Origin of the sequence: Streptomyces sp. NPDC001292, from assembly GCF_042896465.1 — a bacterium.
Classification (GTDB): domain Bacteria; phylum Actinomycetota; class Actinomycetes; order Streptomycetales; family Streptomycetaceae; genus Streptomyces.
In genome coordinates, this window is the sequence record NZ_JBIAXG010000094.1 from 1 (window position 1) to 9980 (window position 9980).

Sequence of the window (9980 nt, forward strand, 5' to 3'; positions counted from 1 at the left end):
CCCGTAGCCGGCCAGCCCTGAACAGAGCGCTCCAGTTGGCCAGACTGGCCAACTTGGAGCGCTCGTCACAACAGACCTGCAACGGTGACCTGCGAAGTCCGGGGCTAGAAGGCCGGATCCGGGCGCCCGGTGGACGGCTCGCCGGCCGGGCCGAGAATGGCGGGAAGGTCGTCCATCCAGGCGAGGACCGCTTCCTCGTAACGGATCCCGAAGGCGAGGGTGGCGCGCTCGTGGACGTCGATCCCCGCGGTGCCCAGGCGTGCCTGATAGGTCTTCAGGTGCCGCTCGTGGACCGCGCGGTGCTGGTCGACGTAGGACAGCAGGCGGGCGCGGTCCAGATGACCGCCGAAGGCGATCGTCAGCAGCAGGGGGTAGCGGATCTGTTCCGCGCCGGGAGGGGTGGCGATCCACTCGGCGAACGCCTCCCGCCCGGCCTCGGTGATGCGGTAGCGGACCCGGGCGCGTGGTCCGGTGTCCCCTGCCACGACCAGACCGCGTTCGGCGAGGGCGGCGAGTTCCCGGTAGACCTGGCTGCGGGTGACAAACTGCTCGGGCGGCACCGCGTCGACGAGCCCGCCTATATGCACAGCTTCGCCATCACCTCCCGGCACGTGGTGCTGGTCGAGTTTCCTCTTCTGGCAGGACTGTGTCGGCTACTTCGAGCGCCGCGACCCCGAGCAGCTCACCCGCGCCGCGGACAGCCCCAAGCGCCGGATGGCGCTGGTCTTCCGCTGGTACCTGGGCATGGCCTCGCGCTGGGCGGTGACGGGGCAGGAGGACCGTGCGCAGGACTACCAGATCTGGTGCGGACCGGCCATGGGCTCCTTCAACGACTGGGCCACCGGGAGCTATCTGAAGAACCCCAGCAACCGCCGGGTCGCGGACGTCGCCCACCACCTGATGCGGGGCGCCGCCTTCCACACCCGGCTGGCCCAGCTGCGCCTGGCGGGCGTGCACATCCCCGCCGGCGCCGCCGACTACCGCCCCGTGCCGCTGGAGACCCCCGCCGGCGCCGCCCCCACGGCAGGTGCCCGATGAGCGGCGCCCTCACCCCCGAGACGCTGGAGCACCTGCTCGGCGACCCGGCCGACCCCGCCAACCCCTTCGGTTACGCCGCCGCGGTCGCCCACGACGAGGCGAACACCGCGCCCGAGCGGCTGTACGAGGTGCTGCGCGACGCCGGCTTCCACCTCAACTACCTGCCGCAGCAGTGGGGCGGCGCCTTCCGGTCCTTCGACCGCAGCCTCACGCTGGTCCGGGCGGCGGCCCGCCGGGACGTCCGGATCATGCCCGGCACCATGTTCGGCATCATCGCCGCCACCTGCCTCCAGCTGCACGGCACCACGGAGCAGCAGGAGCGGGTGGCGCGGATCCTGCGGGAGGGCGGCGCCGTCGCCTTCGCGCTCACCGAAGCCGACCACGGCAGCGACCTGCTCGCCGGTCAGGTGCGGCTCGACGCGGACGGACTGCTGCAGGGCGAGAAGTGGCTCGTCGGCAACGGCCTGCGCGCCCAGGCCGTCTACGTCGTCGCCCGCACCGGCCCCCGCGGGCCGGGCGCCTTCACCTCCTTCCTGCTGGATCTCACCGATGGATCCCTGGACGCCGACGACCTGACCCGGCGGCCGGCGCCCTGGACCACCGGCATGCGCGGCATCGACCTGGCCACCCTGCGCTTCGACGCCCTCGCGGTGCCCTGGGACGCACAGGTCGGCAAGGAGGGCGAGGGCCTGGACGTCGCCCTGCGGGCGCAGCAGGCGGTGCGGCTGATGAGCATGGCGGGTTCCCTCGGCATCGCGGACACCGCCCTGCGGCTCACCCTCGGCTTCACCGCGGAGCGCCGCTTCGGCCGTACGGCGCTGTCCGCGACGCCGTACGCGGCACGGGAGTCGGCGACCGCCTGCGCCGCACTGCTGGCCGCGGACGCGGTCGCCCTGAGCGCCGCCCGTGGTGTGCACGTGGTGCCGGAGGCGTTCAGCGTCTGGGCCCGGCCGCCAAGCACCTGGTCGCCGAGGCCGCCGAGGAACTGCTGCGCCACTGCGGCACCGTGCTGGCCACCCGCTCGGTGCTGCGCGAACAGGCCCCGGGGGACGGGGTGTTCCAGAAGCTGCAACGCGACTCGGCCGTGGTCCGCGTGATCGACGCCAGCCCGTACGCCAACCTGCGCTCCTACTGCGGCCAGTTGCCCACCCTGCTCGCCGCGACCGGCACGCCCGGCCCCGAGGCGCTGCGGCAGATCTTCACCCTGGATGCGGAGCTGCCGCCGTACGAGCCCGGCCGCCTCGACCTCGTCACGCGCGGCGCGGACCCCGTCCTGGGCGGGCTGCCCACCGTGGCCGCCTCCGCCCGTGCGGCCCTCGACGACGACACCTCGGACCTCGTCGCCCGCCTCGCCGATGCCGTCACCGGCCTGCCGCACGAGGCCGGGACCGCACGGCGCCCCGGCGCGGAGCCCAACGCCCTCGCCGACCTCGCCGAACGCTACGCCTGGCTGCACGGCGCCGCGGCCTGCGTCCACCTGTGGTGGGCCAACCGCGACCGCCCGCTGTACGGCGGCGAACCGGGAGCCACCGGCTGGCTGCGCGCCGTCCTCGCCTACGTGCTGGCCCGCGCCGAGGGCACCGACCCTCGTCGCCACGGCCCGCACCTGCTGCCCGCCCTCGACGTCCTGGCCGCACTGCGCGAGCAGGACGAACTCTTCACCGCCGTCCCCGTCCGCCTCGCCGCGACATCTCAGGAGGCCGCCGATGCCCACGCCTGACCTCAGTGCACTGGCCGCCCGGCTGGAGGAGTCCCTCGGCCACGCCCACCACCCGGCCGGCCGCATGACGTACACCCCGGCCGCCCAGCCGCACGAGCGGGCGTCCCACCAGGACCGGGCCGTGCAGCTGCTGCGCTGCTGGGGTCTGCCGGACTACGGGCTCTGCGACGACCGGACCGCCCTGCCCGTCCGCCTCGGCGACACCCCGGGAGGCCGCTGATGCCCAAGCACGACCTGACCGAACTGGCCGCCCGGCTGGAGGACTTCCTCGGCTGCCCGCACGACCCGGCCGGCCGGATGCCGTACACGAAGATCATGGAACTGGACGAGCGGGAGTCCTACCCGTACGAGTTCGTCCAGATGCTGCGCGGCTGGGGTGTGCCCGAGTATGCGCTGCCCGGCGAGCAGGGCGGCCGCGCGGGCGACGTGGAGGCCGAGTTCAACCTCGTCCGGCTCATCGCCCGGCGCGACCCGGCCACCGCCACCGCGCTTATCATCACCAACCTGGCCTTCATGCCGGTGTGGATCGCCGGCACCGACGAACAGAAGCGCCGGATCGTGGACGCCGTCAAGCGCGGCCACCGGCTCGCCTGGGGGCTGTCCGAACGGGCCCACGGCAGCGATCTGCTGGCCAACGCCATGACGGCCACCAAGGTCGACGGCGGCTACCTGCTCACCGGCGAGAAGTGGCTCATCGGCAACGCGACCTGGTCCGACGGCATGGTGGTCTTCGCCCGCACCGGTGAGCGCGGCGGCACCGGCGGCTTCTCCGTCTTCGTACTGGACAAGCGCTCCGCTCCGGCCGGCAGCGTGCAGGAGCTGCCCGGCGAGCGGCTGCACGGCCTGCGGGCCATGGACATCAGCGGGCTGCGCGTGGAGGGCGTCTTCGTCCCGGAGGACGCCCGGCTCGGCGCCGAGGGCCAGGGCCTGGAGACCGCGCTGAAGGCCACCCAGACCGCCCGGGCCCAGATCAGCAGCATCGCGCTCTCCGCCGTGGACACCGGGCTGCGGCTCACCCTGGACTTCACCGAGGGCCGGGTCATCCTCGGCCAGGCGGTCAGCGACATCCCCTACAGCCGCCGCCAGCTCACCGAGGTCTTCGCCGACCTGCTGGTGGCCGACGCGGTCAGCCTGGGCGCCGTGCGCGGGCTCCAGGTGACACCGCAGCAGGTCAGCGTCTCCTCCTCGGTGGTGAAGTACTTCGTGCCGACGCTGCTGGAACGCACCATGTCTCAGCTCGCCGTGGTGCTCGGCGCCCGCTTCTTCCTGCGCGCCCACCCGCACTACGGCGTCTTCCAGAAGATGCTCCGCGACCTGCTGGTGGCCAACTTCGCCGACGGCAACACGGTCGTCAACCTGCGCAACCTCGGCCACCAGTTGCAGCCCCTGCTCACCACCGCGCTGAGCGCCGACAACACGGTCCGTGCCGAGGCCGTGGACCACGCCGCCGTGCTGTACGGCATCGAGCGGACCATGCCGCCGTACGAGCCCTGGCGGCAGGAGCTGTTCAGCCGCGGCCGGGACGACACCGTGCTGGCCGCGCCGGACGGCGTCGCCCGGCTGCGCGCCCTCGCCGGGGACGCCAAGGACGACGACCAGCGTGGCTGGCTGGTCCGCGCCGCCGACACCGCCGAGGAACTGCTCGGCCACACCGGCTCGCTGGCCGAGCGCTGCGAGCGGCTGCGTGGCGAACTGGGCCGCGCCTACGGCCAGTCCGCGGAACTGTTCGACCTGGCCAAGGAGTACTGCGTGGTGCACGCGGCCGCCGCGTGCGTGCTCACCTTCGTGCACTCGCACGAGGCCCTGGACGAGCCGCTGCCCAACGCCGCCGTGCTGCTGCTCCAGCTGGAGCGCCTGCGCCGGCACCTGCGGCCCCACGAGGCCGTCACCGACCGGGCCGTGGTGGACGAGGTGGTGCGGGTTCTGCGGCACTTCCACCGCGAGGAGCGGCTCTTCTCGCACTGGCAGTTCCCGCTCGCCGCGCGCGCCGTCGACCCGGACGCGGTCCGCCACTGACCCCCGAGGAGGACACCGGCGTGAGCACGCACCGCACCCCCGGGACGCCCGTCCCGGCCCCGTACGGCCCGGTGGCGGCCGCATCGCCCGGCCGGATGCCGGCACCGGCCCGCCCGGCCTCCCGCGCGGCCCGGCACACCTCCGCCCTCCCGGGCGGCGCCCCACGGCCGGAGGGCGCCGGCGATGAACTCTGACCCGGCCGTCCTCTGGCTGCTGCCCGAGCGTGCGGTGGACGGTTTCGCCGGCGCGCTCGGCGGGCCCCGGCTGCTCACCGAGGAGGAGCGCGCCCGTCTGGACCGGCTGCGCGGCGAGGGTGCGCGCCGCCGCTTCCTGGGGGCCCGAATGCTGGCCCGCCACGCGCTCAGCGCGCGCAGCGGGCGGCCCGTGCACGCCTGGCGCTTCCGGACCGGCCCCTGGGGCCGGCCCGAGCCCGAACCCCCCTGCGAGGGGCTGCGGTTCAACCTCTCGCACACCGAGGGCCTGATCGCCTGCGTGGTCACCCACGGCCGCGACTGCGGGGTGGACGTCGAGTGCGCCCCCGCCTCCCCGGACGCGGTCACCCATCTCGTCCCGCACCTGGCCGACGCCGAGCGCGCCGAACTGGCAGGCCTGCCGCCGGGCGCCCGTGCCGAGCGGCTCAGCGAGCTGTGGGTGCTCAAGGAGGCGTACCTGAAGGCCCTCGGCACCGGGATCACCCGGGACCTGGCCGGCTTCACCTTCACCACCCCGCCCGCCGGGCCGATCACCGTGCACGACCCCGGCCGGCCGTTCGGGGCGGGGGAGACCTGGTCGTTCGACCTGCTCCGCCCCGCGCCCGGCTATGTGGTGGCCGTCGCCGCCGAGCGGGGCCGTCCGGGCGAGCTGCACCGTGTCGACCTGGCCGACCTCGCCGGTCTGCCCGCCGCCTGACCACCGTCCGTTTCACAGTGAGGACCCACCATGGCACCCGACCACACCCCGCGCGTCGCCGTCATCGGCGCAGGCGTCTCCGGCATCTCCGCCGCCTACCACCTGCGTGACCGCGCCCGGATCACCCTCTTCGAGCGGGAGGACCGGCTCGGCGGGCACGCGAACACCGTCGAGGTCGAGGAGAACGGCCGCGTCCTCGGCATCGACACCGCCTTCGTCGTCTTCAACCGCCCGGCCTACCCCAACCTCTACGGCTTCTTCGACGAGCTGGGCGTGGAGGCGGTCGAGCACCTCGGCGGCTTCAACTTCTTCGACCTGGACTCCGGCCTGGAGTACGGCACCGAGGAACTCGACCTCGGCGAGGACGAGGTGAGCACCCGCTACGCCGGCTCCCCGGAGTTCCTCACCATCTGGCGTGAGGCCCGCCGCTTCCACACCGAGGGCCGCCGTGACTTCCTGCGCCGCCGCACCGACATCCCGCTCGGCGAGTACCTGGACCGCGGCGGCTACAGCCAACAGTTCCGGCACTCCTACGTCATCCTGCTCTGCTCCGCCGTGTGGTCGGTGCCCGCGGAGCTGATCTGGGAGATCCCCGCCTCCACGGTGATCGCCTTCTACATGGGCCACGACGAGGGCGGCCTCGGCGGGCGCCGGGTGGACTGGCGCACCGTGGGCGGCGGCTCCATCTCCTACGTCCGCAAGGCGATCGCCGCCATCGGCCCCGACATCCGCACCGGCGAGCCGGTCACCGGCGTGCGCCAGGAGCCGGACGGGGTCACCGTGACCACGGCCGCCGGCAGCGAGCGCTTCGACTACGCCGTCGTCGGCGCGCACGCGGACGAGGCACTGGCCATGCTGGTCAACCCCACCGAGCGGCAGCGGAGGGTCCTCGGCACCGTGCGCTACAACTCCTCCGACGTGGTGCTGCACACCGACGACTCGGTGATGCCCGCCGGCCGCGAGCGCTGGGAGGCGTGGAACTACGGCAAGGTCTCCGTGGACGGCCGGGCCCACACCTATGTCGCCTACTACATGAACAAGCTGCACGGCTTCACCGCCGAGCAGGACTACTTCGTCACTCTGGACTACCCGCGCGAGGTCCGTCCCGAGACGGTGATCGCCCGTTTCCCCTACACCCACCCGATCATCGACAACCAGGTCCGCGAGCTGCAGAAGGACATCCACGACGTCAACGAGGGCACCCGGGTCAAGCTCTGCGGCTCCTACTTCCACTCCCGCAGGCTCGGCTGGGATCAGATCGGCTCGCACGAGGCCGGTTTCTCCTCCGGCGCCGAGGCGGCCCACCGGCTGCTGGAGGAACTCGACGGTCCCGCCGCCTGAGCCTCACTCCTTGTGGCGCTGCGCGGACTCGTGCTCCTGGGCGAGCCTGCGCAGCGCCATCAGCGCGGGCTCCAGCAGGGTGGTGAGGACGACGGCACGCTCGGCCAGCTCCAGCGGGTCCGTCACCCCCTCCAGGTGGTCGAGATCGAGACGGGCGGTCTCCTCGGCGAGGCGGGCGTAGGGCAGCAGGGCGTGCCAGTCCAGGGCCATCCCGAACTGCTGGAGGCTGGCCAGCGTCTCGGCCAGCACGCCGCGGGCGGGGGCGTCGCCGTGCACCTGCCAGCCCAGCTCCGCCAGGAGCGCGTCCACCGTGGCCGGGTGCTCGGATTCCCCGGGGGGCTCTTCCGGGAGACGGATCGCGCCGAGCGCCAGGCCCAGCACGAGATGCGGGTGGGACTGCTCCTCGGACAGGGCCCCCAGCACCTGCCGGGTGGCCTCCACCGACAGCCCGCGCACCCCGATCAGCGCGCGGATCAGCCGCAGCCGGCGCAGGTGCTGCTCGTCGTAGTCGGCCTGGGTGGCCGAGGTGTGGCGGCCGGCGGGCAGCAGCTCCTCGCGGATGTAGTACTTGATCGTCGGCACCGACACCCCGCTCTTCCGGCTGAGTTCGGAGATGCGCATCCGTCCCGTCTCCCTCTGTTCATTCGATAGCTTCACTGTCTATATTGGATAGTGACAATATCTATAGTGACATTATGCCTGTCGGCGGCTCCCGCAGATAGGCCCCTCTCAGGAAGAGCACCGTCATGCCCACACTCCCCTGGACCACACCGAACGAGCCACGCCCCGGTGTCACGATCGCCCTGGTGATGGCATCACGCCTCGAGGTGCGCTCACTCAAGGACGTGCCGCGGTTCTGCCTCCAGTCGCTCGCGGCCTGGAAGCAGGTCCGCGGCGCCCAGGGCGCGCTCGGCGCCTCACTGATCGCCGACCCCCTGCGCCGCACCTTCTGGACCCTGTCCGCCTGGGAGAGCCGGGAGCAGCTCTATGCCTACGCCCAGGCGGAGCCCCACCACACGATCGTGAAGGGGCTGCGCTCCACCATGCGGCAGTCCGTCTTCACCTTCTGGGAGGTCCCCGTCGGCGAGCTGCCGATCACCTGGGCCGACGCCAAGCGCCGCATCGCCGAGCAGCAGGCCGCCGAGGCCCGCTCCTGAACCCCGCCACCACCGGCCGATCCGTTCCGTCCGCCTTCCCCTGACGAACCGCCGAGGAGACCCCCATGCCCAAGCCCGATACCCGGTCGGCGCCGCTGTGGCTGTCGATCGTGGCCTCCAGCGTCCCGATGTTCATGGTCGCGCTGGACAACCTGGTCGTCTCGACCGCGCTGCACACCCTGTCCGCAGAGCTCGACGCCTCCACGCAGGACCTGCAGTGGTTCGTCAACGCGTACGTGCTCAGCTTCGCCTGCCTGCTGCTCACCGCCGCCGCCCTCGGTGACCGCTTCGGCCGCCGCCGGGTGTTCGTCCTCGGCATCACCCTCTTCACCGTCGCCTCCGTCTTCTGCGGCCTGGCCACCACCAGCGGCGAACTGATCGCCGCCCGGGCCGTCCAGGGTGTCGGCGGCGCGGCCGTGATGCCGCTCTCCCTGACCCTGCTCTCCCAGGCGGTCCCGGCCGGCAAGCGCGGCCTGGCCCTCGGCCTGTGGTCCGGCATCAGCGGCCTGGCCGTGGCCATGGGCCCGGTGGTCGGCGGCGCGGTGGTCGACGGCCTCGACTGGCAGTGGATCTTCTGGGTCAACGTGCCGGTCGGCATCGTGGCCGTCCCGCTGATCCGCTTCGTGCTGCGCGAGAGCCGACTGGAGGGCGTGGGCCTGGACCTGCTCGGCATGCTGCTCGCCGCGGCAGCCCTGTTCGCCGTGGTCTGGGGCATCGTGCACGCCTCCGACGACGGCTGGACCTCCGGCACCGTGCTCGGCGCGTTCGCCGCCGGGGCCGTCCTGCTCGTCCTCTTCCTGCTCTGGGAGCGCCGCGCCCCCCAGCCGATGCTGCCGCTCTCCTTCTACCGGGTGCGCGCCTTCACCCTCACCAACATCGTCTCCGCCAGCATGTACTTCGGCGTCTTCGGCTCGCTCTTCCTGCTCGCCCAGTACCTGCAGATCGCCCCGCCGCGCACCCCCTTCGAGGCGGGCGTGCGCACCCTCGCCTGGACCCTGATGCCGATGTTCGTCGCCCCCGTCGCGGGCGTGCTGACCAACAAGGTCGGCGGCGGCCGGCTCATGGCCCTCGGCCTGTTCCTCCAGGGCGCGGGCCTGGCCTGGATCAACGTCGTCGCCGGCACCGACACCTCCTACCCGTCCCTGGTCGCGCCCATGGTGGTCGCCGGCATCGGCATGGGCTTCGTCTTCGCGCCCACCGCGGCCGTGGTGCTCGGCTCGGTCAGCCAGGAGCACGCCGGCAAGGCGTCCGGCGCCAACACCACCGTCCGCGAGGTGGGCGGCGCGCTCGGCATCGCCGTACTGAGCACCGTCTTCGCCGGCCACGGCAGCACCGCGACGCCCACGGACTTCGTCGACGGCATGCACCCCGCGGTGTGGGTCGGCGTCGGCGTCGTCCTCGCCGGCGCGCTGTGCGCCCTGGGCATCCCGCGCCGGCCGCGGCCCGCAGGCACCCCGGACGCCGCGTCCGGGGCAGCCGCCCCCGACGCGGACCGCACCGCCGCCGCCACCGCCTGACCCTCCGCCCCCCGACCGGCGCGGGTGCCCGAATTCCCCGGCGGGCACCCGCGCCACCCGTGCTTGGTCGGCGCCGCAGACAACACCTTCATCAAAGGCAGTGCACCGCCCGACACTGGGCGCGGGCAGACTACGCACATGCAGCTCCCCGCCGAAGCCGTAGCCGCCGCTGTGTTGCTCGAGCTCGTAAGGATCTCCGAACTCCCGACAAAGCGGGGCATCCCGTACCCCGGCAAGGTGGGCGCCCACTGGATCGGGAGCGAGGTCGCCAGCGCCCTGGCC

12 protein-coding genes are annotated in these 9980 nt (G+C 73.1%); 10 read left to right on the forward strand and 2 right to left on the reverse strand.

Features of this window, described 5'->3' with window-relative positions:
- Positions 1–104: 104 nt before the first annotated feature.
- Positions 105–587 carry a PadR family transcriptional regulator gene (locus ACFY4A_RS41825; RefSeq protein ID WP_390834556.1) on the reverse strand — a complete coding sequence of 161 codons (483 nt, stop codon included), beginning with the start codon at positions 585–587 and terminating at the stop codon, positions 105–107.
- On the opposite strand from ACFY4A_RS41825, the gene ACFY4A_RS41830 reads away from it, so the two are divergent.
- From ACFY4A_RS41830 to ACFY4A_RS41865, 8 genes are read left to right on the forward strand one after another with little or no spacing between them, the layout of a single operon-like run.
- Positions 538–1038 carry a hypothetical protein gene (locus ACFY4A_RS41830; RefSeq protein ID WP_390834557.1) on the forward strand — a complete coding sequence of 167 codons (501 nt, stop codon included), beginning with the start codon at positions 538–540 and terminating at the stop codon, positions 1036–1038. The genes ACFY4A_RS41825 and ACFY4A_RS41830 overlap by 50 nt on opposite strands.
- Positions 1035–2135: an acyl-CoA dehydrogenase family protein gene (locus tag ACFY4A_RS41835; RefSeq protein WP_390834558.1), complete on the forward strand. Its 1101-nt coding sequence runs from the start codon at positions 1035–1037 to the stop codon at positions 2133–2135. Before ACFY4A_RS41830 ends, ACFY4A_RS41835 begins: the two co-directional genes overlap by 4 nt.
- Positions 2093–2758, forward strand: coding sequence for a hypothetical protein (locus tag ACFY4A_RS41840; protein WP_390834559.1), 666 nt, complete (start codon positions 2093–2095; stop codon positions 2756–2758). The genes ACFY4A_RS41835 and ACFY4A_RS41840 overlap by 43 nt, the downstream gene beginning before the upstream one ends.
- Positions 2745–2978: a hypothetical protein gene (locus ACFY4A_RS41845; protein ID WP_390834560.1), complete on the forward strand. Its 234-nt coding sequence runs from the start codon at positions 2745–2747 to the stop codon at positions 2976–2978. The genes ACFY4A_RS41840 and ACFY4A_RS41845 overlap by 14 nt, the downstream gene beginning before the upstream one ends.
- Positions 2978–4774, forward strand: a complete 1797-nt coding sequence (locus ACFY4A_RS41850; RefSeq protein WP_390834561.1) for an acyl-CoA dehydrogenase family protein — start codon at positions 2978–2980, stop codon at positions 4772–4774. The genes ACFY4A_RS41845 and ACFY4A_RS41850 overlap by 1 nt, the downstream gene beginning before the upstream one ends.
- Before the next feature lie 20 nt (positions 4775–4794).
- Entirely contained in the window at positions 4795–4968 is a 174-nt protein-coding gene (locus ACFY4A_RS41855; protein WP_390834562.1) for a hypothetical protein, read from the forward strand.
- Positions 4958–5683, forward strand: a complete 726-nt coding sequence (locus ACFY4A_RS41860; protein ID WP_390834563.1) for a 4'-phosphopantetheinyl transferase family protein — start codon at positions 4958–4960, stop codon at positions 5681–5683. The genes ACFY4A_RS41855 and ACFY4A_RS41860 overlap by 11 nt, the downstream gene beginning before the upstream one ends.
- 30 nt (positions 5684–5713) lie before the next feature.
- Entirely contained in the window at positions 5714–7024 is a 1311-nt protein-coding gene (locus ACFY4A_RS41865; RefSeq protein WP_390834564.1) for an NAD(P)/FAD-dependent oxidoreductase, read from the forward strand.
- Positions 7025–7027: 3 nt separating this feature from the next.
- On the opposite strand, the gene ACFY4A_RS41870 is transcribed toward ACFY4A_RS41865, so the two are convergent.
- Positions 7028–7645, reverse strand: coding sequence for a MerR family transcriptional regulator (locus ACFY4A_RS41870; protein ID WP_390834565.1), 618 nt, complete (start codon positions 7643–7645; stop codon positions 7028–7030).
- 125 nt (positions 7646–7770) lie between these two features.
- Between ACFY4A_RS41870 and ACFY4A_RS41875 the strand changes: the two genes are divergently transcribed.
- Together ACFY4A_RS41875 and ACFY4A_RS41880 are read left to right on the forward strand one after the other, a co-directional pair.
- Positions 7771–8181, forward strand: coding sequence for a DUF3291 domain-containing protein (locus tag ACFY4A_RS41875; protein ID WP_390834566.1), 411 nt, complete (start codon positions 7771–7773; stop codon positions 8179–8181).
- A 65-nt stretch (positions 8182–8246) separates the two neighbouring features.
- On the forward strand, positions 8247–9698 hold the full coding sequence (locus tag ACFY4A_RS41880) for an MFS transporter (protein WP_390834567.1): 1452 nt from the start codon (positions 8247–8249) through the stop codon (positions 9696–9698).
- The last annotated feature ends 282 nt before the right edge of the window (positions 9699–9980 follow it).

Coding starts and splice junctions, on each gene's coding strand:
- ACFY4A_RS41865 (WP_390834564.1), top strand. CDS start 5,714: ATGGCACCCGACCACACCCCGCGCGTCGCCGTCATCGGCGCAGGCGTC.
- ACFY4A_RS41850 (WP_390834561.1), top strand. CDS start 2,978: ATGCCCAAGCACGACCTGACCGAACTGGCCGCCCGGCTGGAGGACTTC.
- ACFY4A_RS41875 (WP_390834566.1), top strand. CDS start 7,771: ATGCCCACACTCCCCTGGACCACACCGAACGAGCCACGCCCCGGTGTC.
- ACFY4A_RS41860 (WP_390834563.1), top strand. CDS start 4,958: ATGAACTCTGACCCGGCCGTCCTCTGGCTGCTGCCCGAGCGTGCGGTG.
- ACFY4A_RS41835 (WP_390834558.1), top strand. CDS start 1,035: ATGAGCGGCGCCCTCACCCCCGAGACGCTGGAGCACCTGCTCGGCGAC.
- ACFY4A_RS41880 (WP_390834567.1), top strand. CDS start 8,247: ATGCCCAAGCCCGATACCCGGTCGGCGCCGCTGTGGCTGTCGATCGTG.
- ACFY4A_RS41845 (WP_390834560.1), top strand. CDS start 2,745: ATGCCCACGCCTGACCTCAGTGCACTGGCCGCCCGGCTGGAGGAGTCC.
- ACFY4A_RS41870 (WP_390834565.1), bottom strand. CDS start 7,645: ATGCGCATCTCCGAACTCAGCCGGAAGAGCGGGGTGTCGGTGCCGACG.